Raw genomic sequence first — 21,496 nt, forward strand, 5'->3', positions numbered from 1 at the left:
TACTATTTCATATTTATTTCTTATTCAGGAAGGCGGTCAAATTTATTTATTTTTTCCAACGACTCATCCCAACTTGCTTTATTTGCAATAAAAATATGTGCATTGGGTCGTATTTCTAAATTTGTATCCAAACATCCTGCCGGAACAACTAAAAGTTTACCGTCCATTTGTAAATTGGGCAGAGCTGAACCACAATTTGCACAAAAGGCTTTCACATGATTACTTTTATGTGGTTGGAATATTCTAATCTCAGTTTCTTTTTTTATCCATTCCAGTTTAGCTGTTGTGGAAAACAAATTTGAAGCATGAGCTGACCCGGTATCTTTCCTGCAATATCTGCAATGGCATAAATAAAAACTCTCAAAGTCACCTATAACTGTAAATTTAATTCCTTTACACAAACAAGAACCAAAGTATTCCATATGAAAAGTCACTTTTTAAAAATGTGAATTATGTTGACATCATACCACAAACCAGAGGCTTACTGCTAAAAGTACTCCTTGTAATTAACTGCTTCTGCTCTACAATTAGACATTAATATAATGATGGGAGAATTATTCCAACCCTAAATGATTGGCTAAAGGTAAGATTTATGAGCCGCTGAGCCTTGTTGGAAGCATCTGCATTCATGAACTTTGAATGATTCTTTTCCTCATACGTTTCTTTACAGTTCGGATCAATATCAATACCGCCAATGACATTAATCCCGGCCCGCATAAAGCCGCAAGTTTTACCTCCGCCAGAACAAAAAAAATCAACGGCTTTTAGTCATTTGCTATTCATAAATTAAACCAGAGAATTTTCATTAATAAATTCAAATATAATAATTAAACGGGGGGATTTACAAAACACCCCGAATTGTCATGTGGATCCTCTGGCGTCCGGAGCTTGAAGCAGCGAAAAGTATTTAGCAAATCCGGGATATGGACGAATGTTTTTTTCTTTTTCTTAATTGTTATAACTGCGTTGCAACCACAACAAAAAAGGGTTAGCACCAACAGTGCTAACCCTTTCATTTTCAACAGTCGGGATGAGAAGATTCGAATAATCGACATAAAGCATTGACTGACAGTCACAATATTTTTCACTGTATCACACTTGTATCACACAAATTTTTGGTTGTAGGTTTTTAAGTTTTTAAGTTTGGATTGGCGATAACTTAAAAATTTAAACAAAATGACAACACTCTCTTATGTGTCCACCAAAGGTGGCGTAGGGAAAAGCACTCTCAGTTGGATTACGGCCTGTTCACTGGCCCATGACTACAGCAGGAGGGTCTGCATTGTTGACGCAGACCTCCAGCTTAGTCTCTTCAAGAACGCATCGGTTCAGGAAAACCTTCCTTTTTCGGTTATTCCGGCTTCCCTGCCTGAAATATACGAAAAGGTAAAGAGTTTAAACAGCGATTTCGATACAATTATTATCGACATGCCAGGCTTTCTTCATACTCCTGACGGTAGCCGCAAAGAAATTACCGAATTCCTGTTTTTCGTTGATGTGATGCTGCTCCCACTGAAAGTGCATGACTTTGATGCCTTAAATCTGCTTGATTTCTCATCCATTGTTGCAGAAGTGAGTAAGGTCAGACAAAAAGAGTTCGGATTGGATCCCAATGTTGCCTGGTTCTTCAATGACTTACATGGTCGAAAAGAGATCCGGCAAATGGAACGATTGCTTGAGCAAAACAAGTTACCTGTCCTGGGACGGAATTTATCACGCTCTGTTTTCTATGAGCGTGCCATTCGCACCTCCGAGAGTTTGCTTACCTCCTCCTCTACCCCAGCGAAAATCAAAAATGAGTTCAGACTCTTCATGGATCAAATCATCAAACTTCTTTAGTCATGGCAAAATCTATCTTTGAAAAACTCTCCGATGAGTCTGTAGTAAATCAGATCCGGGTACATTCAAAATCGCATCTTGAAAACATCCGGCGGGAAAACAGAAAAGGTTCCGGCAGGAAGAAAGCCGAGTGCGCTCCTCATTTACAGAAATACTATGCAGACGGGCCTGGCAATGATGTTATCCAGGTAAGTAAAGAACTTAAGAAAGCCCTTAATCTCAAAAAGATTGAGACCGGTAAGCCTGTAAAACTTCTCGTTGCAGAGGCCATCGTTGAATATCTGGGTATAGAATAACTTCTCTTAGATATATACCATGCAAAAGGTCATAATTTTTACTGACGGAGCCTGCAAAGGCAATCCGGGTAGAGGGGGTATAGGCTACTACCTCATTAGCGAAGCAGGCAAAACACTCAAAGGTTCAAAGAGTTATCTCAGAACAACCAGCAGCCGAATGGAACTGATGGCTGCCATTGAGGCATTGCGTTTGTTGAAATTTCCCTGCAAAGTGGAACTTTATACCGATTCCCGCTACCTGGCTGATTCTGTAAATAAGGGATGGCTAAATACCTGGCTGGCTTCCCCCTTCTTTCTTAACCGGAAAAATGAGGATCTCTGGCGAAAATTAGCCAATGAAATGCAGAAGCACCAGGTCTCTATTCACTGGATAAAGGGACATTCACAAAACACCAGGAATTGTCGTGTGGATCGTCTGGCGTCCGGTGCTTGCAGCAGCCGAAAGTATTTAGCAGATCCGGGATACGGGCGATAACGATATTGATTTAATTTCCGATTTTAATTAATTTTGAATTGCGGAGGGGGCTTTGCCTCCACCGTGCAAGGGAGTCGGTTCCGGAAGGGGCCGGCTTTTTTCATTTAGAGGAATTCGACTAAATTGCTTTTTACAGAAAGCAATTTGTCTGGCATTTGTTTAATACAGAAAACAACATAAAGAGGCTTTCTTCAGAAATCATATAAGACATTTGCATTAGATCCCGTTGTGGTTGTTTGTTTTTAGTATTAAGAGAGCGACTGAGAAGAAAAAATCAGAAGGCTCTCCTTAATCCAGCGACAATGCCATTAATAAAAAACCGGGATCTGCCTTTTTGAGAACAAACCCCGGTAAAATAACTTAAACTATTGAAATGAGCATGGCCAGGATAGTCACAAAGTTCATGTGCAAACTCCAACCATGCGGGTTCCATCAGGCCAATAAGTTAATTTTATTTTTTCATAAGAATTCTATTATCAATATCTTTCAAACTCTTTTAAATCCTCGGCTTCGATGTGAAGTTTCCCCTCATTATCCGAGGTCTCAATTTGTTGAAATACTTCTTCAGAATCCAGTTTCTCTTCAAAAATACTTGTATTATGATCTATTGAAGCATCCCCTGTATTAGTTTTAAAGAATTTAACCAGTTGCCGGATTTCTTCGGCCTGGTTGGCCAACTCTTCCGAACTTGCACTCATCTCTTCAGCAGAAGCAGCGTTTTGCTGAATGACCATACTGAGCTGAGAAAGGGCCTCATTCACCTGGTTAGCACCGGATTTTTGCTCATAACTGGAAGCTGTAATTTCCTCTACCAAAGATGAAGTTTGTCTGATTTCAGGCACTATGTTTTGCAAAGCTTCTCCTGCATCTTCAGATACTTCAACGGTTTGTTTTGAAATCTTAATAATATCATCCGCTGCATTTCGACTCAATTCCGCCAGCTTTCGGACTTCAGATGCAACAACAGCAAATCCCTTCCCTTCTTCTCCAGCCCTGGCAGATTCAACGGCTGCATTAAGAGCAAGAATATTCGTTTGAAATGCAATGTCATTAATGATCTTAATCTTCTCAGAAATATTATTAATCGAATCCACCGTCTCCTGCACGACTTTATTCCCTTTTTCAACACTTTCGGTAGTCTTTTCTGCAACGGTCTTTGTTTTGGAAGCATTTGAGGAGTTTTGCTCAATATTTGAAGTTATTTCCTCCATGGTTGACGAAACCTCTTCTGCTGAAGACGCCTGTTCGTTTGCTCCTGATGAAATTTTTTGTGCTGCCTGACTCATTTCCTCACCAGCCAGGGTAATATTAACAACTCCGTTCATCAGATTCCCAATAATATGATCAAGATTTTCCCTCATTTTATCCATTGCTCTGGCAAGACTTCCTATTTCGTCTTTACGGCTGAGCATCTTAACGTCAATATTTACGGTAAGATCGCCACCGGCAATTTGCTCTGTGATTTTAATTCCTTTTTTAATGCTTTTAGCGAAGGTTGAAGACAGAAAATAGGCAATTAGCAATCCTAAAACAATTATAATAATTAAAATGGTTGTAAGAGATGCTATTGCCTGAATCATCACCAGTTCTGCATCTTTGATGTTTCCTTTGATATCTTCAAAAGAAGAACCGGCTATAAATTCACTTTCATCATCAATCTTCTTCGAAAGGAGCACCATTTCATTGTATAGTGACGCCAAATCAGCCTCTTTGAATTCTGAATTATCTACTGAAGTTTCAGCAATTTCAATATATTCCCTTGTTAAACTGGAGTATTTTTCAACATCCTTGTCGATTTCAGTAAAGGCATCAATAATCTGCCCTGAAGCATTGCTGCTTTGCATGACCGGAAGCGCTCTTTTTATTATGGACTGAGTAGTGTCAATGTAAGTCAAACCTTCAGTGGCTTCCTCCAAATCTTCACCCAAAACATACTGCACCATGTGATATCTTCCTTTAAGCCAATTGGTCTGAATTTGGGTTGAAAAATCGCTTGCCGGTACGGACTCAGCATTAATTTGCAATAACTGATCCCTCTCCATATACAAAATTGTCATTGTGTAAAAAGCATTGGCTCCAAAAAGAAGAATAATCACTGCAAACCCAAGTGAAATTTTTGTTTTAAATTTTAAATCAGAAATCCTTATTTTTCTCATAATTAATGGTTTTTACCGAAGAATTTCGGTAGTAGAATGTGGATTATTATAAATACGAAAACTGAAACCTCTTTCAAAGGTTCCTGGGGGTAGAGAATAAAAAGAACAATCCTGTGAAGTATATAATTCTACGAAAGCATTAAGCTGAGGTTCGGCTCTTTATTTTTCTTTAGGAAGAATAAAGATAATTTTAGCGTACATATTGACTAAACGCTCATAATCAAAAAGATACTGCCAATAAAATTTTATAAAAGACTAAAATATTTACAACAATTAACTGACAAATGTCAATACTGAAGATCAGAATGGTCAAAAAAAAAGAAGACACCCGGCAGATATAAGTTAATAGTATCGAGGGCCATGAAGATAGAATTACTATAACGAACCGGGTGTCTATTGAGGTTGGAAAAGAAAAATTATATTGTGGCTCTGTTCATATCAAACATAAATATTATTAATTCACTCCTTAATTTTGATTAAAGAATTAGGAACATCGTAAAAACGTTTCAAAAAACCTCAACTGCTCAAAATAATTGAGTTTAATTAGTGAAGGTGATAACAGGTAGTTCTTTACCCAAAAATTCAAGTGACAATTTCTTCCAAGAATACAAAGACCTTTCATTTTGAAATAATAGTCCAGGACTTCTTCATCCTTAAATCTATGATTTGTAATATCATGAAATGTATTTACTATCTCCTGCTTTTGTTGATGTCCTTTCGGAAAAACAATATCTTCCAGTATTTCTACCGCCTTACTCCTTACAATTAAGGGCATTTTCCTCCTGGAAATAAAGTAGCCGAAAGGAATAATGACTGCAAATACAAAAAGTAACGTAATATCGTCCATTCATCTCATTGGTTTGTTTTGAATATCTACGTCAAAGGTTTCAATAAGTTTCACATGGATCATATTAATTTCTAATAAATTCTCATTGATTCTGGCTTTTTTATTATTATGCATAGGAGTTTTTAAATAAATTTTTCGGATCTTTCTTAAAACCAAAAGTCGGTGAGCAACGTATGTTATCTTATGTTCTTTCCCAAATTGAAAGAAGTGAGCATCCGGATTAATGGTAACTATTTTTGAAACCAACTTCAGATTAGCTGCTTTTGGGGGATAGTTTTTTTATGCAAAGAGCCATTTGTTACTGATAAATATTACTTGATATCACAATACCTTTAAAATATGATTCCTGAAAAATTGATTTGTTTATTCGTGTTTACATTGTCATTAAGCAGTTTTGCACAAATCAACCACCCTGGGTTATTGTTGACTTCTGAAGAGGAATTATGGTTGCAAAAAAATAAGGAGAAGATCAGGTATGCTCCAGATCCATCCTGGGCTCCACGTGAATTCATTGATGACAAAGGTGAACACAAAGGAATCGTTGCTGATTACATCAGGCTTATCGAAAAGAAACTTGGAGTTAAATTTCAATTGGTTAGATATAACTCCTGGGTTGAAGTAATGGATGCATTAGAAAATGGAGAGGTGGACTTTTCAGGAAGTGTTCATAAATCACCCAAAAGAGAGCAATTTCTTCAAATAACAGATCCCTTTTTGAAATCTCCAATTGGAATAATAGTCAAAGATTACAACACAGAAAGCATATCTGAAAAGGAAATCGGGAAAATGAAACTTGCCTGCCCGGATAGTTATGGCAGCCTGGATTATATCCGCAAGACTTATCCCAATGCAGAGATCGTTTTATGTGAAGATGATTTCTCAGCTCTGATGAAAGTTACATTTGGAGAGGCAGAAGGAGCTGTAATTGATCTAATGACTGCCAATCACTTAATTGATGTCCACGGACTACAGAACCTGCACCTGGTTAGAACCCTTGACTTTAACTGGGAAATAGGAATTGGAGTTGTTAAGAATCAACCGATGTTGTATGCAATTCTGGAAAAGGCATTAGATTCTATTTCGGAGGCTGAGAGAGAAAAGATTTATCACAATTGGGTAAAACTTGATGGATTAAAGGCACCTAATTTCTTTGAAAAGCATCAGAAGATAATCATTGTTATATTTGGAATCATTTTCATTTTGCTTCTAATTGCCCTCTCGGTTTCATTTCTTTTAAAAAGAATGGTCAATAAGCGGACCATCAAACTAGACCTACTCATGAAAGACCTTGCAAGGAAAGAGGAACAGTATAGGTTACTCGTGGAAAACCAAACAGACTTCATCGTAAAAATGGATCTTGAAGGGCGCTTTCTTTTTGTAAGTTCGTCATTTTGTAAGTTTTTTGGTAAACCAGAAGCCGAATTATTGGGAAAACCATTTCATTTTTTACTGCATGAACCTGATTTAGTTAATACCGAAAAGCGCTTTAAAGCAATGTTTACAGCTCCTTATCATTCGAAAGTAGAAAATCGCGTTTTTACAGAAGAAGGAATTCGATGGCTTGGATGGACGGGTAAGGGAGTCTTAAACGAAAATGGGCATGTTGTTGAAATAATAGCTATTGGTCGCGATATTACAGAAAAAAAGAGGGCCGAAAAGGAGCTAATCCGGGCAAAGGAACAGGCAGAAGAAAGCGATCGACTCAAAACAGCATTTCTTGCCAATATCAGCCATGAGATACGAACTCCCATGAATGCCATAATGGGGTTTGCAACCCTGCTTCCTACAGAAACAAAAAAAGAACTGGTTGATCAGTACTCAGAGATTATCAGAACTAATTCAGAGCTTTTGGTCCACATCATTGATGATATTGTTCTCTATTCCAGACTTCAGGCAAAAGGTTTTATTGAGGAAAATAATGAGTTCCTCCCCGGAGTACTTTTAAATTTCCTGAAACGGACTTATGATACTCCTGAATATCAGGGAAAAGTTCAGTTACGTATTGAAAACCGAACCGAAGAAACCCTGAAGATTAAAACCGATTACGAAAAGCTGAAACAAATTTTGATGAATTTGACGGGAAATGCTTTTAAATATACTCCATCTGGCACAATAACTATCGGTGCTGAGCAAAAAAACAATATGATAATCTTTTTTGTAAAAGATACCGGAATTGGAATTCCTCAATCGGAGATTGTGGAAATTTTTGAACGATTCTTCCGTGGAAGTAATGCGAATAAAGAGACAATTCCCGGCACCGGTTTAGGATTAAGTATCGTCAAAGAATTGGTTGACCTGCTGAATGGCGAGGTATGGGTTGAAAGTGAGGTAGATAAAGGAAGTACTTTTTATGTAGCATTAAAGAGTTAAAGCACTCAAATGTATTGTATCTTTGTGCTATGAAAATGACGCTTCAAATAGTTTCATTGTTACAAGCAGTACTCTTTTGCAGTATTACGCTATTTTACAGCAATTCAGTAAATGAGGAATCTGAAAATTATTTTTCAAAGACGTCTTCACAAGCTGGCTATTACTCATTTTCATCACGCAGTTTCTATCTTCCGGTCTCTTCAAATCAGGAATTTGCCAGCAACTTCAACAAAATTCCCACGCAAACCCGGACGAGTCAGTATTTTAATTTTGACTTTTCAACCAGAATAACAGAATTTGTTTTAAACAATAATTCTTCTGATTATCTTTATTATTCACTCCATTTAATTCATATCAGACTTAATCCCCCTGATATTATTTATCCCTTTCATGATTTCTGGTAATTGCTTTAGCTTTTAAAATTGTACGGATTAATAAATCCTTTGAGACGTTCAGGCATTTCATTATTTGAGATGCCAATATTTAAAAAGCTAAAAAGAAATTAAAATGGAAAATTCATCAATAATCACCTTATTGGTGGTGATAATTGTAATGGTATTACTTTATGTAATTCTTCGCATTTCGCAAACAAAGAAAAAATCCAGGATAAAAAGAGAACTTCTTGATCTGGCCGAAAAAAGCAACAGTACAATAACAGATTTTGATTTTTGGAATAACTGCGAAATCGGTTTTGATAGAAATAGTGGACACTTGTTTTTTATCCGATTAAAATGCGGAGATAAGAAAAATTCAATCTTAGACTTAAAAGAAGTGAGCAGTTGCGAAATGAATAAGGAAGTAAGAACAATTTCCTCAGGAAAAGGCAAACAAAGTGTGATTGACAAATTAGAACTGATACTAAACCATAAAAACCGCGAAAAAACAAGACTTGAATTTTATAACACCGAATGTGACAACCTCAACTTAGATGGGGAACTTCAATTAACTGAGAAATGGGCTGATATTGTCAATAATTTCATTCAGACCTATAAAAAATGAGATTCTAAGTTTGAATTAAATTTTTAAAACCAAACAAAAACATTGGGAATCACCACAATATCTTCTTTGTGGTGATCCCAACTTAAAATAAGATGTTTACGCCTGATGTAGGCAGTGTAATCACCATAATATAATAAAATTGGTTTGCTTTTATCATCATCTTAATACCTCAAAGGTGAGAATAATGTTAGTGGGTGGATAACAATAAAAAACACCCCGGAAAAAGAAAATGATCGAATCAAATGCCTCAACTAAGCTATCCCTATAACTTTAACTGAAAAGAGACAACAAATTTGGTGCCCTTTCCAGGACGGCTTTGCGCTGAAATCTCGCCACCCAATTTTTGCACAAACTCTTTGGAGAGAATTAACCCTGGTCCACTCCCGGATTCCTCAGAGGTTCCATTCTGAGAAACACTACTGCCAATGCGAAAGATCCTGTCTATAATCTCCTCAGTCATTCCTACTCCTGTATCTGAAACCTTATCCAATGACTGCTTAAAGTTTTGTTTCAACAATCAGGTTTCCAGGGTAAAGTTTTGTAAAACGCACAAAGGGTCTATACTTCGGGAAAGGTACTTCTCTCTTTACGCAGAAGAGACATTTATGTTATTGGAAGGAAAGGTTATATTTTGTGGAAACAATTATTCTTACTCTCTAATCCTTTCTGAATAATAAATATTTGCCCAAAGGTAGAAATAAAAAACGTTGGTTTTTAAATCATTGGAACATCAGATATATTGGGTAAGCGACCAGTAAAAGTGCAGCTTCCCATCGATCTAACTTTCTTTTCCTGCCAGAAAACATAGCAATGAAAAGGAATATGGTGCCCAGCCCCAAAAAACATATATCCAGGTTAAAGGATTGGTTAAAATTAAAAGGCTTTATGACCAGACTCGTTCCAAGAATTAAGAAGATATTGAAAATGTTGGAACCAATAATGTTCCCAACTGCGATGTCAGAGTTTTTCTTAAAAGCAGCGACTATGGAGGTTGCAAGTTCGGGAAGGGAAGTACCGGCTGCAACAATCGTAAGGGCAATTATCTTCTCGCTAACTTCAAAATATCGGGCTACCCCTATTGCGTTGTTAACAACCAAAGAACCTCCCAGAATAAGTCCGGCTAATCCCAGAATAATTGAGAACCATATTTTTATTGGAGACGCTTCTGTAGATGGGTTAGATCTTTCTGGTTTGTCTTTTTGGAGCTGTTTCCTTAAATAAAGAAGGAATAGCCCGAACAAGCTTAATAAAATAATGCCGTCCATAAAGGTTAGAGCTTTGGTATCCTCCGGGGAAAAGAATAAATCGTTGCTCAGAAAATACAATAAAACTACTGCCAGAAAAGAGAAGGGAATTTCTTTCCAAACCGTTGAATGCTGAACAACAAGGGGTGTGATTAAGCCTGAAAGACCTAAAATTACGAAAAGATTAAAAATATTGCTCCCAATGACATTACCCATAATAATATCCTGATGCCCCTCAATAGAGGCTATTGAGCTGACAACCAACTCAGGTGCGGAAGTTCCAAAAGCAACTATGGTTAATCCAATGGTGAGATCAGAAATTCCATATTTTCTGGCCAACCCGGTAGCACCATTGACAAGCCCGTTGGCACCCGAAATGAGAAGGGCAAATCCCAGTATTAATAAGATATATGATGACAGCATTGTTTGTTTTTCTAATTAAAACCAGCAAAAGGTTCAATATGAATCCCAATATGGGAATTTTCGCCAAATTCCCTTTTCAATTGAATTTCTATTTCTGTAGCTATATTATGCGAAACCTCAACGGTAAGATTTTTGTCAACCTTAATATGGACGTCAACCGCTATAATTTCTCCAATTCTTCTTGTTCTCAAATTATGAAACCACAAGACACCTTCAGTGCCTTTAATCTCTTCCGAAATAATATTCTCCACGTCTGAGGGTAAAGAGGTTTCCAATAACTCTTTGATGCTGGGAATAGCTGCGTCCCACCCGATTTTTAAGATAAAAATACTCACAATAATTCCTGCCAGAGGATCAAGAATCCTCCAGGATTCTCCCAGAAAGAATGCCCCTGAAATCCCCAGGGCTGTTGCTATTGAAGAAAATGCATCTGAACGATGATGCCATGCATTGGCCTTTAATGCACTGCTTTTCGTTTTTTTTCCTGCTAAAAAGGTGTACCAGAACAGGACTTCTTTTGCCAGAATAGAAATTACGGCTGCATATAACGCTATTATTCCGGGTTTAAGAATAGGTTCCCCCGAAACAAACCGGATAATTTTCATGGTTCCTGACCATAATATCCCAATCCCGACAAGTCCCAGAGCAAATCCGATTAGCATGGTAGCAAAAGTTTCAAATTTACCGTGCCCGTAATGATGGCTTTTATCTCTCTCCTTTCCTGAAACTCCGATAAACATTAAAACAATTAAATCCGTGACTAAATCAGAAAGGGAATGAATGCCATCAGCCAACATAGCAGAACTTTTGCCTATAAGGCCTGCGATAATCTTACCTAAAGACAAAACCAGGTTTACAATCGAACCTGTAACGGTTACTCTTTTAATAAGTTTTATTCTTTCGAGCTCCATTTTCATGTCCGATAATATTAAAAAACATATTGCCAAATGATATAAACCCGGATTTGTCGTTTGAAAGTTAAGCTAAAGGTTTGTAAATTCATGCTTTAAGCAAGTTTTTTTTTTTAATGACAAACAACTGTTTTATGAATATCTCCACCTACTTAAAATCTTTAGCGATAGTTTTTCTAATTGTAATTCCATGGAAAGTCTTTATTACCGGAGCTACCCCTTCTCCTGATTCCGGAAGTATAAAAGAACTTCTTCATGAAAAGATTGATCATCTTGAACAATACCTGACTCTTGATCAGGGAATTGAAATTTATGCGATCCCATCAGTAATAAAAACTTACAGGGATCGGAACTTCCACCCTGTTTGGGAAAGAAGACAAGATGTTGATGATCTTATTACCGCCATTAAGCAAAGTTACGATCATGGACTTTCACCATCCGATTATCATATTTCTACTCTCGAACAAATGTCGATTGCACGCACTGCTGAAGAGAAGGTATTAAGAGATATTATTTTGACAGATGCTTTTTTACTTCTGACTTCACACATAATCTCAGGAAAGACAAATCCAAAGACAAGGAATGCGCAATGGCATGTGGTTAAATCTGAAAGAAATCCCATATCCTACATAGATGATATCAGCAAAGAACCGTTACTCCCTGCACTTGAAAGACTATATCCAAAGCATATAAACTATGATTTGTTAAAGCAACAACTTGAGAAGTACAGGAAAATAGAAGCGGAAGGGGGCTGGCCGGAGGTTAGCTCTGGTTCCATGTTAAAACCAGGAATGGCAGACCCGCGTATTCCCCAAATAAAAGCAAGATTGAGAGTAACAGGGGAGTATGATTCCTCTTTTGACCAGGAAAACAATTCTTATGATGATGTATTACAACAATCTGTTGTGAAGTTTCAAAAAAAACATGGAATTGAAGCACTTGGCAATATAGGCCCGGAAACAACCATGGCAATGAATACACCGGTCAAAGAACGAATAAAAACACTTGAGGTAAACCTGGAGCGCTGGCGTTGGCTTCCAGTTGAGTTTAGCCAGTATTATGTTTTGGTGAATATTGCCAATTTTGAATTGGAAGTAATCGACAACAAGCAGCCAATCAACCATCAAAAAGTTATTGTGGGCCGACCGTACAGGAAAACTCCGGTGTTCAAAAGCGTAATGGAGTACCTGGATATTAATCCAACCTGGACCGTTCCGCCAACAATTCTCAGAAATGATTTAGTTCCCGAGATTCAAAAAAATGTCCGTTATCTAACCGATAAAAACATAACTGTTTTTAGCCCGGATGGAAAAAAGCTTAATCCCGATTCAGTCAACTGGAACAGCAATAGTGTATTCTCTTATAAATACAGACAAGAACCAGGAAAAAGCAACGCTCTGGGAAGGATAAAATTTATGTTTCCCAATACTTACAATGTCTATTTGCATGATACACCGACACGTGAGTTGTTCAACAGGACAGAAAGAGCTTTCAGTTCAGGCTGTATCAGAGTGGAAAAGCCTATTGAGTTGGCAGAACTACTTCTCGCGGATCAAGGGAAATGGTCGCAGGCTTCAATTAAGAAAGCTATTGAATCCAATATTACTCAAACCGTTCGTTTAACACGAAAGCCGGAGGTTTATCTACTTTACTGGACTGCCTGGATCGATCAGGAAGGGAATCATCATTTTTCTAAAGATATATATGACCGCGATCAGTCAATTTACATCGCTCTTAAATCAAGGCCCGTTTACGATTTAGATTGAGAAGCATATTCTGAAAGGCTGAAATAGCTTTCTTCCGGATAATAAATAAAAACACAAGACTTGTTTTTAATAGACTGGATAATCGTTTTATTTTTTTCAGGTGGCAATGCGGGACAACCAAAGCTTCGTCCCAGGCGTCCATGCTTATTTACAAATTGCATGGTCGCATACTGAGCTGCATGAATAACAATTGCTCTTTCCCTGGCTTTATCATTAATTCCGGGTTCAACACCATCAAGACGAAGGGAAAGACCATGTTTGCCATGGTAAGTTTCGCCAGTAACAAAAAAGCCCAGACTGCTCATGTTCGATTGTGGAATGTTTGAAAACTTTTCAGCTTTATTTTCTCCCGTGTTTTTGCCATGAGCCACCAGAGTATGCTGTACAATTTTTAAACTATCACAATCAATAACCCAAAGTCTCTTTTGTGTAGAAGAAAGAGAAAAATCAATTAAAGTCAGGTATTTATTGTTTTTCAGCTTCCCCTCCTCCATTAAATTTTGTTTCCCTTTCATTCCCAATCGAAAGGCTTCAAAAGATGGTCTTTGGTACTCGGGAGTAAGCGAATTATAAGCGGTAAGTATGTTGTTGGAAGGATTATTCTGCTTTTCAGATTCTTTTCCTAAACTGGTTTGTCCCAAATTCAGAAAAAAAATAACAACAACGAAGATTAATCTTTTGTCAATTGTGCCCTGCATATCTTCCCTCCTTCTTAAAATATATTGACTTATTCTGTGTTTACGAAGAACAGTCTCTTATTGTTTCAAAAATAAGAAATATTTCCCACAACCTGCATACCAAACATAGAAACGTTAACATCAAACCTTCAGAGACTTACACTCCAAGTATTTCATTCCAGATAAGAACTCAATGAACAACAAACTATTCTGACTTTATTGTGAAACAAGAAAACACGCCACCCCATTTTAATATCCGGTAATTCCTGGATTTAAACCCAAAAACAAACCAGCCGGAATTCTAACGGTCATCCATATTCATAAAAAATGACATGTTTCTCTGTCAGATTCCTGTAGCACCACCCGACACTATAAATTTCATCACAACAGCCGGATTTACATCAATAGACCGAACCTGGTTCTTTGGAACTATAAACAACTCACCTGAAAAGTTGTAGGAATGAGGAAAGTAAACGGCAACCTTCTCTTTTTCATCAAGCTTGCTCAGATCCTCTTCAGTAATAAAACCCAATTTCTCCAAATTGGAAATAGGATTCACCAAGACAATGACAGGCTTTTTAAATTTTCTTTCTTTTCCAACAAAAGCAGAAAAAAGGTCATTCAAAGCGGAATAAATAAATTTCAACAGGGGGGCCTTTTCAATAAGTCTGTTAAAGAAAATCTTGAACGGCCTGGCAAGAATGCTGCTGCCAATAATTCCCACCAACACCAGGAAAAAGAAAATGAACACCAGCCCCAATCCCGGAATATCTATTCCAAGATATTTCTTAAGGATTCCTTCCAGCAGATTATCAGTAAAACTAAAAAGAACATAGATAATGTAAGCCGTAATTCCAAAGGGGGCTATATAAAGCAAACCCTGAAAAAAATAATTTACAATTCTCTTCATAAAACAAAATTAACAACATCAACAATGACCAAAATTACGATATTTCCTTTTAATCATTTCTGAGGTTCTGTCACTTGGAGATTTTCCCACAAAAACCATTGAGAACTATCTCAACTTTTGAAAAATTCCAAATTCTTTCTATCGTGACACCGTTTATATGAGGAATTATTTAGAAATTTGCAGCGGAATAATTCGAATTCAGCTAAACAAATATCATCAAACATCTAAAGCATAACAACCTGCATTACAAATCATGTTGTTTAAATAAATTAAATAGCATTTCTTTTAGAAAAAATATTGGCAAATGAAAAAAACTTTAAAGCTCAAAATTTTTGCAAGCTTTATGCTTCTTATTGCAATGTTGGCTATTGCAGGGGCTATTTCAATTCTTGAGTTTCGCTGGTTAAGTAATTCAGTTCATGGCCTGGTGGAAGATAATTATAAATCCATCGAAGCATCAAAAAAGATGGTTGAAGCTTTGGAACGGGAGGACAGTGGAATTTTATTATTGATGTTGGGTGAATGGGAAGAAGGTCGTGAAATACTGAAAGCAGCAGACAGATCTTTTTTCTCGGCATTTGAAGTTGCAAAGAATAATCTTACCGAGAATAATGAAGAAAGCTATATCAGGGATATTGAAAAGGCGTATAGAATTTACAAATCGAGTTGGCAACGTCCGATTGTTGATACGGACAAACAGGGTAACATCGTATGGTATAAAGATGATATTCACCAAAAATTTGTTGACACCAAATCTGCCGTGAATGAATTAATGTCTTTAAATCAATCCAGTATGTTTAATGAAGTCTCGGATTTAAAAGAAAAATCAAAAAGAGCAATTATGCCAGGTATTGTTTCAATAATCGCAGCGTTGGTTTTTTCAATTATACTAAACTTCTTTATTACAAAATATTTTGTAAATCCAATATCTGAATTAGCAGAAGCAGTTGATAATTACCGTGACGGAGATAAAAGTCTCAGAGTTGATATTTCCTCCAATGACGAAATCAAAAAATTAGAAAACGCAATTAATGATTTACTTCAAAGACAGGTGAAAAATTTCAATACTTCGAAGAAATGAAAAAAGAAATTATCATTAAGCACCTGGGAGTTGTACTCTTATTGAATGGGGTTTTCTTATTTATATCTTTCCTGATTTCCTTTTTTTTGAACGAATCATCAACGGTTTCGCTCCTATTTAGTGCATTAATATGCGGAATTTTTGGGGTTTTCCCACTCATCTTTGTTGAACGAACAGAGCATATAAGTTTTAACGAGGGCTTAACCATTGTTGTTTTAGGTTGGATAATTACCTGTGTTGTTGGCATGTTACCCTACCTAATGTGGGGAGGGGAATTTACACTAACTAATGCCTGGTTTGAAAGCGTTTCAGGTTTTACAACAACGGGCTCAACAATTTTAACTGAAATAGAAAGTTTACCAAAAGGAATCCTTTTTTGGCGTTCATCAACCCACTGGATTGGAGGCATTGGCGTAATTTTGTTCGTTTTACTTATTCTTCCAAGGTCAAAGGGACAAAGAATAACCATATACAACACTGAGATTTCCAGTCTTTCAAAAATGAATTTTCGGTACAACACCCGTAAAATAGTACACATTCTTGCAGTTGTATATATAAGCCTGACTCTGCTTGAAACAATAGCCTTAATGGTTTTTGGAATGAATTTTTTCGATGCGATAAATCATTCTTTTGCAACAATCGCAACGGGTGGTTTTTCCACAAAAAACCTGAGCATTGCAGAATATAATAATCTCGGCATAGAAGTTATTATTATGGTATTTATGATTCTCAGCGGAAATCATTTTGGTTTGATTTACGGTACCATTATGCTGAAAAAAGAAAATTTATTTCGGTCTTCCCTGGCAAAAACCTTTGTTTCAGTATTGTTAATTGGTATTTTACTGGTAACCTTGAAATTATATTTATCTGGAACCTATGATTTATTGACTTCATTGCGTTACGCATCGTTTCAGGTAATTTCGCTTGGAACAACAACCGGTTTTGCCACTGTAGATACAATTCATTGGCCAATCTTCACACAAATTATCCTGATTTATTTTACAATTCAATGTGCCATGTCCGGGTCAACCTCTGGAGGGTTGAAATTTGATCGTGTGTATATATTTTTCAAATTATTAGGAAAGCAAATAAAATTACTAAAACACCCTAATAGTGTTTTTGTGTCAAAATTTGACGGCAAGAGGATTGACGAAAAATTAGAAGAACAGACCTTGGTTTTTATTGTATTATATGTTGCTGTATTCTTTGCAACTACTATCATCTTAACAGCAATGGACATTGATGGGATGACTGCATTTTCCGCCTCAATAGCTACTTTAGGAAATGTCGGACCCGGGTTTGAGAATGTAAGTTCGTTGGGAAATTTCGCATCCTTACCCGATTTTGGAAAGTTCGTTTTATCTATAAATATGCTTTTAGGACGACTTGAAATATTCAATATTCTGGCTTTAATAATGATAAAAAAATAAGCTTATTCAAATCACTCGTTTAGATCTAATAAAAAGAATCTCGCCTGGTTTTACGAAAAAAATCAAGGAAGGAAGAGACAAAAACGGGAATCCGGAGAAAGCTTTAGTGAGTTAAAAACCTGGTTTTGAAATGGTCTTCAAACAATTTGAAGATCTTTTTGAATACAAGTCAACGGTGGCTTCTTAGGTTGACGATTTGACTTTGTAATAACACGCAGTAAAATAGGCCTGCCATATTTGGGCAGACCTTTCGAAACCTACATATATTCAAGCTGTTTGCATTGCTAAAACATAAACCTCAAACCCAAAATCACTCGATTCCCGGCCTGCAATCCTCCTGAATGAGAATTGTTAACCGCAATTTGATACAATCCCTCAATTTTAAGATGAGGGGAAACAAACTGGAGGCCCGGCGATACATATCCTGAAACATTTGATTCTCCGGTTCCCGGGTTATTGTTGATCAGTGAAAACTCCTGTACGGGCGACAAGATCCAATTCTCCAGACCTGGCAGCAGAATATTTCGCGAAATTGCAAGGTTCACTTGAAATACTCCTGCAGCTGCCTCCTTTTCACTTGTGTTATAATTGACCCATTCGTATGCATTGTTAAGATCAAATGACCAGAGTCCCGGACGAAATGAGGCATTGACACCGATTACCGGACTAAATGTATTTGCTGCAGATTTCCTCAGAACAGGGAATGTACTTCCAACAAATCCTGCAATTCCCAACGAGTAATGCCGGGTGTTTTTACGGTACAACTTCATTTTTCCCATTAAAAAAGGATCCATAAAGCTGTTGTCCATTTGCATCATGGTTTCATTACTAACCACATCTCTATATGCATTGCGCATCATCAGCGTTACATCGGGTGTTAAACCGTAGGCCACTACCAATGGCATCATGTGCATCCGAATTTCGTTCCCTCCCATCCTATTAAATAATGCTTCTATACTGGAGACGAACAATTATTCGATCCTGAGCCGGTGTAAGACCTGCATCTACACTAATTCCCTCTGCCCTTGAATAAAATCCAAGGGCCATAAAAATTATCGTAAGCAAAATAAAACGGAATCCATTATTCTTCATTTCCATGGGGATTTAGTTTCTTGCCTGGAGTAAAATTGGCCTTTCTAATGCGATTTTCTATTTCTTCGTCAGATACCGAAGCCCCGGGTTCCAATAAAACAGAGATCTGCTTTTTCTGGAAACTGGCTGTTGATCTGGTTACTCCCTCAATTTTGTTTACCTGCTTTTCGAGGGATGACTGACACCCTGGACAATCCATGCCAAAAACCTCATATTTAACAACCTGATTCTTCTCTTCTGGAGCACGATCGTACTTACAGCAACCCGGAAGTTTTTCATAAACCTCGTCCGGTGCTTTGTGCATATTTGTGTCATGCCCCGTCTGGGCAATGGCCATGTGGATATGGTGAATATTGGTTTTTGCTTCGTCATAGGTCACGGTGATCATTTCGGATTCTTTATTCCAATCCGAGCCGGTAACCCCATCAACAGAATTTGCAGCTTTTTCAATGCGGGCTTCACACATGCCGCATTCCCCTTTTACTTCAAATTTCTCTGTTTTGTTTTGTGCAAAGATGGTAGCTCCTGATCCGATCAATAGCAGGGTCAATAAAACTATTATTTTATGTATCATAATGTTATCCTTGTTTTTGAAAAAATGATTGAAAATTTATTAGAAGATAAATACTTGGTCCTCTGGGGATAAAATCACCAAAAGGATTAAGCAAGCTTTGCTGATGAAATATTGGCCGGGTACAGAAAAGACTACCACACGTCGGAAGGCAACAAGGGCACATCACATGCCAATGTTATCTATACTCTGCCAACAAAAGGAAAGAATTCTCTTTTTGGAAAATTTAAATCATAACCGATAAACCTGGAACAATGCCAGGCGCCTGGCCATTTTTTGAATTGGCCCAAAGGAAGGTGGAATAGCAGAACGTAAACGCTTTTCAGGTGTTGTTACATCTATTTCTTTTGAAACGCTATCAAGGAGTGCTGAAAAGAGGTAAGGTAAAATGGAAATTGAGGCAGATACAACAAAATCATTTTTTACCTGAAGAAACTCTGTCTCTGTTTCACAACATGGTTCAACGTCACAGCAGGGATGCTCTCCACTTAGTTCAACAGAAATGAGATCGTGATCGCAATAATGCTTAGATATGGTAACCCCGGTTGTCGAAATCAACAACAAAGCAACCATGATAATATTTGTGACAGTTCTAAGCATCATTTAATGAATATACATTATAAACTCATTTAAGAGTAATTCAGGAAAAAAATAACACCCTCCAGATAATGCATAATGCAAATGGTTATCATAACTGGGTTAGTGAATAACAAAAAAATATTGCTATTGTTGAGATCATTAAATATTTATAAATAAGAAAGGCCTGCCGGCATTCCGACAGACCTTTGACCTTAACCCTAACCCGAGGGCAAAAATAAACCAGTAAACCCGGGTGTACAAATTTTTTCAAAGAAAATTTCCTACTTTGATGGAACGGCTTGTATCAGATCATTCTGCATCACAAGCTCTCCCCCATCCAACCAATCTTTCTCTGCTTCCGGACTCAATATTACCGGCATTCGCTTTTTTGTATTGTGAATCTCACTCATCAGCTCATTGGCAGCAGTTGTAATGATCGTGTATGTATTCAGCGTTTCTCCGGTATTTCTATTTGTCCAGGTATTCCAGAGTCCCGCAAAGGCAAAAGCCTCTTCGTCTGGCAGCGTTAAAAGGTACTTCTGCTTGAATTTTCCTTTCGGATCAAGCCATTTCCATTCATAGAACCCATCGGCCAAAACCAGGCAGCGTTTCGCAAGTGATGGTTTGAACGACGGTTTTTGGTCAAGTGTTTCCAGTCTGGCATTAAGCGTGCTTTTGCGGATGTTGGTATCTTTCGCCCAAGGCGGAATAAGGCCCCAGGAAAAACCCTGAATGGCATCATTCCTGTCATTTGTAATAACTGGAGTAATCGGAAAAGTAAAAGCATAAAAAATTTCCGGAGTGTACCATTCCGGTGTCAAAAACCGGGCTTTAAAACGGTCTTCAAGCTGTTTGAAGGTTTTGTTGTTTTTGGTTCGGAAACACATGATTTTTGGATTTTAAACTGTTTTTTCATCACCTCCTCTAACGGAGCTTAAGTCTTGCAAAAACCTTAGAAGGGTTTTTCCTTTGTTCCAGGATATACTCCATAACCGGATTGGTGTCCAACTGTTCAAAATCGATAAATTCCTTTTCCCTGGCCAGGATCCTTACCGGAAAGACTATTCCGGTTTTTGTATCGTTAATAAAATAACGGGAATTATTGAAAGTTATCCGTCCATAAAATTTAACTCCCTGAGCCATCCGCTCTTTAATGGACTCAATGGTTGGGTTCTTAATAAAAGTCAGGTGGCAGGCCTGAAAATCATGATCTTTGTTATCGGAAGCCCTTAAACGAAAGGTTACCACATCGTCCTTGTGGGGACAAGCCATAGGCAGCTCTTTGGTTTGCCGGGCCCACAAAATCTGTTCATTTCTTTCATATCGGAAAAAGTAAGATTTTCCGATTATTTCCTCCTTAATAAATCCGTATTCCTTACTTACATCAAATTGGGTTACAACGCCTCTGTGCTCTTTATTCATATAGGTTTAACGATGGTTTTGTGTCATAAAGATGCGGATTTTATTGAATCTGATTCTTCTTCCATTTAACAGTAAAACTCATTAGTCTGTTTCCAAACACCTTCAACATTAACGGGCTCAATACCACCTCAGGCAAAAAAGCCGGCAGAAAAATAAAGAAAAACATTATATCGAAAGGTAAATTCCAGAAACTCCATATAAAAAATGATGCAGGGATAGTCAAACACCGGGTCACCAGAATAACAGCCAGGCTTTTCAAAAAGGATTTTCTGTTTTTACGCAGATTATAAAGCTGAAAACCCGCCCCAAGGAGATAAGTAATTGAGCCCATTAATAAAATGAGCTCAATTATCTCTATTATAGGGGTCGGTTGTTGCTCCATGAGATTTCACCTAAATTGTGGTTAGT

The 21,496-nt window shown here is 37.4% G+C and carries 22 protein-coding genes and 1 pseudogene; 8 read left to right on the plus strand and 15 right to left on the minus strand.

The features are described 5' to 3' along the window. Positions 1-20 precede the first annotated feature (20 nt). Both BY457_RS17365 and BY457_RS19375 read right to left on the minus strand, forming a co-directional pair. The gene (locus BY457_RS17365; RefSeq protein WP_106154596.1) at positions 21-422 is read right to left on the minus strand and encodes a GFA family protein; all 402 of its coding nucleotides are present in this window, start codon (positions 420-422) and stop codon (positions 21-23) included. 112 nt (positions 423-534) lie between these two features. Next, positions 535-753 (minus strand): annotated as a pseudogene (locus tag BY457_RS19375) (DNA cytosine methyltransferase); the annotation flags it as partial. A 423-nt stretch (positions 754-1,176) separates the two neighbouring features. On the opposite strand from BY457_RS19375, the gene BY457_RS17375 reads away from it, so the two are divergent. From BY457_RS17375 to BY457_RS17385, 3 genes are read left to right on the plus strand one after another with little or no spacing between them, the layout of a single operon-like run. Next, the gene (locus BY457_RS17375; RefSeq protein ID WP_106154597.1) at positions 1,177-1,839 is read left to right on the plus strand and encodes a ParA family protein; all 663 of its coding nucleotides are present in this window, start codon (positions 1,177-1,179) and stop codon (positions 1,837-1,839) included. A gap of 2 nt (positions 1,840-1,841) precedes the next feature. Continuing rightward, entirely contained in the window at positions 1,842-2,135 is a 294-nt protein-coding gene (locus BY457_RS17380) for a hypothetical protein (protein ID WP_106154598.1), read from the plus strand. A 19-nt stretch (positions 2,136-2,154) separates the two neighbouring features. Further along, positions 2,155-2,610 (plus strand): RNase H family protein, encoded by a 456-nt coding sequence (locus BY457_RS17385; RefSeq protein WP_106154599.1) that lies wholly within the window; start codon positions 2,155-2,157, stop codon positions 2,608-2,610. A 476-nt stretch (positions 2,611-3,086) separates the two neighbouring features. On the opposite strand, the gene BY457_RS17390 is transcribed toward BY457_RS17385, so the two are convergent. Both BY457_RS17390 and BY457_RS17395 read right to left on the minus strand, forming a co-directional pair. Next, a complete protein-coding gene (locus tag BY457_RS17390) occupies positions 3,087-4,766 on the minus strand; it encodes a methyl-accepting chemotaxis protein (protein WP_106154600.1) in 1,680 nt (559 codons plus the stop codon). Positions 4,767-5,250: 484 nt separating this feature from the next. Continuing rightward, positions 5,251-5,613: a hypothetical protein gene (locus BY457_RS17395; protein WP_106154601.1), complete on the minus strand. Its 363-nt coding sequence runs from the start codon at positions 5,611-5,613 to the stop codon at positions 5,251-5,253. Positions 5,614-5,952: 339 nt separating this feature from the next. On the opposite strand from BY457_RS17395, the gene BY457_RS17405 reads away from it, so the two are divergent. Both BY457_RS17405 and BY457_RS17415 read left to right on the plus strand, forming a co-directional pair. Next, positions 5,953-7,983: an ATP-binding protein gene (locus BY457_RS17405; protein WP_106154603.1), complete on the plus strand. Its 2,031-nt coding sequence runs from the start codon at positions 5,953-5,955 to the stop codon at positions 7,981-7,983. Positions 7,984-8,490: 507 nt separating this feature from the next. After that, entirely contained in the window at positions 8,491-8,982 is a 492-nt protein-coding gene (locus tag BY457_RS17415; protein WP_106154605.1) for a hypothetical protein, read from the plus strand. A gap of 262 nt (positions 8,983-9,244) precedes the next feature. Here the strand turns inward: BY457_RS17415 and BY457_RS17420 are convergent, their stop codons facing one another. The 3 genes from BY457_RS17420 to BY457_RS17430 form a co-directional block, all read right to left on the minus strand. Beyond that, entirely contained in the window at positions 9,245-9,472 is a 228-nt protein-coding gene (locus tag BY457_RS17420; RefSeq protein WP_146131005.1) for a sensor histidine kinase, read from the minus strand. Positions 9,473-9,701: 229 nt separating this feature from the next. Next, positions 9,702-10,649 carry a calcium/sodium antiporter gene (locus BY457_RS17425; RefSeq protein WP_106154607.1) on the minus strand — a complete coding sequence of 316 codons (948 nt, stop codon included), beginning with the start codon at positions 10,647-10,649 and terminating at the stop codon, positions 9,702-9,704. A gap of 11 nt (positions 10,650-10,660) precedes the next feature. After that, a complete protein-coding gene (locus tag BY457_RS17430) occupies positions 10,661-11,566 on the minus strand; it encodes a cation diffusion facilitator family transporter (RefSeq protein WP_258176786.1) in 906 nt (301 codons plus the stop codon). A 128-nt stretch (positions 11,567-11,694) separates the two neighbouring features. Between BY457_RS17430 and BY457_RS17435 the strand changes: the two genes are divergently transcribed. Beyond that, positions 11,695-13,326 carry a L,D-transpeptidase family protein gene (locus BY457_RS17435; protein ID WP_181256525.1) on the plus strand — a complete coding sequence of 544 codons (1,632 nt, stop codon included), beginning with the start codon at positions 11,695-11,697 and terminating at the stop codon, positions 13,324-13,326. On the opposite strand, the gene BY457_RS17440 is transcribed toward BY457_RS17435, so the two are convergent. Both BY457_RS17440 and BY457_RS17445 read right to left on the minus strand, forming a co-directional pair. Beyond that, on the minus strand, positions 13,311-14,024 hold the full coding sequence (locus BY457_RS17440; RefSeq protein WP_106154609.1) for a murein L,D-transpeptidase catalytic domain family protein: 714 nt from the start codon (positions 14,022-14,024) through the stop codon (positions 13,311-13,313). The two genes, BY457_RS17435 and BY457_RS17440, sit on opposite strands and share 16 nt — an antisense overlap. Before the next feature lie 322 nt (positions 14,025-14,346). Next, entirely contained in the window at positions 14,347-14,913 is a 567-nt protein-coding gene (locus BY457_RS17445) for a DUF502 domain-containing protein (protein ID WP_106154610.1), read from the minus strand. 304 nt (positions 14,914-15,217) lie between these two features. On the opposite strand from BY457_RS17445, the gene BY457_RS17450 reads away from it, so the two are divergent. Together BY457_RS17450 and BY457_RS17455 are read left to right on the plus strand one after the other, a co-directional pair. Further along, complete coding sequence (locus tag BY457_RS17450; protein ID WP_106154611.1) at positions 15,218-15,994, plus strand: HAMP domain-containing protein; 777 nt, start codon at positions 15,218-15,220, stop codon at positions 15,992-15,994. Continuing rightward, on the plus strand, positions 15,991-17,424 hold the full coding sequence (locus BY457_RS17455; RefSeq protein ID WP_106154612.1) for a TrkH family potassium uptake protein: 1,434 nt from the start codon (positions 15,991-15,993) through the stop codon (positions 17,422-17,424). Before BY457_RS17450 ends, BY457_RS17455 begins: the two co-directional genes overlap by 4 nt. 284 nt (positions 17,425-17,708) lie before the next feature. On the opposite strand, the gene BY457_RS17460 is transcribed toward BY457_RS17455, so the two are convergent. The 6 genes from BY457_RS17460 to BY457_RS17480 all read right to left on the minus strand — a co-directional run bounded on the left by BY457_RS17460 (position 17,709) and on the right by BY457_RS17480 (position 21,088). After that, positions 17,709-18,332 carry a hypothetical protein gene (locus BY457_RS17460; protein ID WP_146131006.1) on the minus strand — a complete coding sequence of 208 codons (624 nt, stop codon included), beginning with the start codon at positions 18,330-18,332 and terminating at the stop codon, positions 17,709-17,711. A gap of 31 nt (positions 18,333-18,363) precedes the next feature. After that, entirely contained in the window at positions 18,364-18,516 is a 153-nt protein-coding gene (locus tag BY457_RS19095) for a hypothetical protein (RefSeq protein ID WP_181256526.1), read from the minus strand. After that, positions 18,506-19,090: a heavy-metal-associated domain-containing protein gene (locus BY457_RS17465; RefSeq protein ID WP_106154614.1), complete on the minus strand. Its 585-nt coding sequence runs from the start codon at positions 19,088-19,090 to the stop codon at positions 18,506-18,508. Before BY457_RS17465 ends, BY457_RS19095 begins: the two co-directional genes overlap by 11 nt. Before the next feature lie 228 nt (positions 19,091-19,318). Then, positions 19,319-19,687, minus strand: a complete 369-nt coding sequence (locus BY457_RS17470; RefSeq protein WP_445626108.1) for an HYC_CC_PP family protein — start codon at positions 19,685-19,687, stop codon at positions 19,319-19,321. A gap of 260 nt (positions 19,688-19,947) precedes the next feature. After that, positions 19,948-20,553: an SOS response-associated peptidase gene (locus BY457_RS17475; protein ID WP_106154616.1), complete on the minus strand. Its 606-nt coding sequence runs from the start codon at positions 20,551-20,553 to the stop codon at positions 19,948-19,950. A gap of 37 nt (positions 20,554-20,590) precedes the next feature. After that, a complete protein-coding gene (locus BY457_RS17480; RefSeq protein WP_106154617.1) occupies positions 20,591-21,088 on the minus strand; it encodes a hypothetical protein in 498 nt (165 codons plus the stop codon). Positions 21,089-21,496: the final 408 nt, after the last annotated feature.

Origin of the sequence: Marinilabilia salmonicolor (assembly GCF_003003035.1) — a bacterium.
In the GTDB taxonomy this organism is placed as follows: Bacteria; Bacteroidota; Bacteroidia; order Bacteroidales; family Marinilabiliaceae; genus Marinilabilia; species Marinilabilia salmonicolor_A.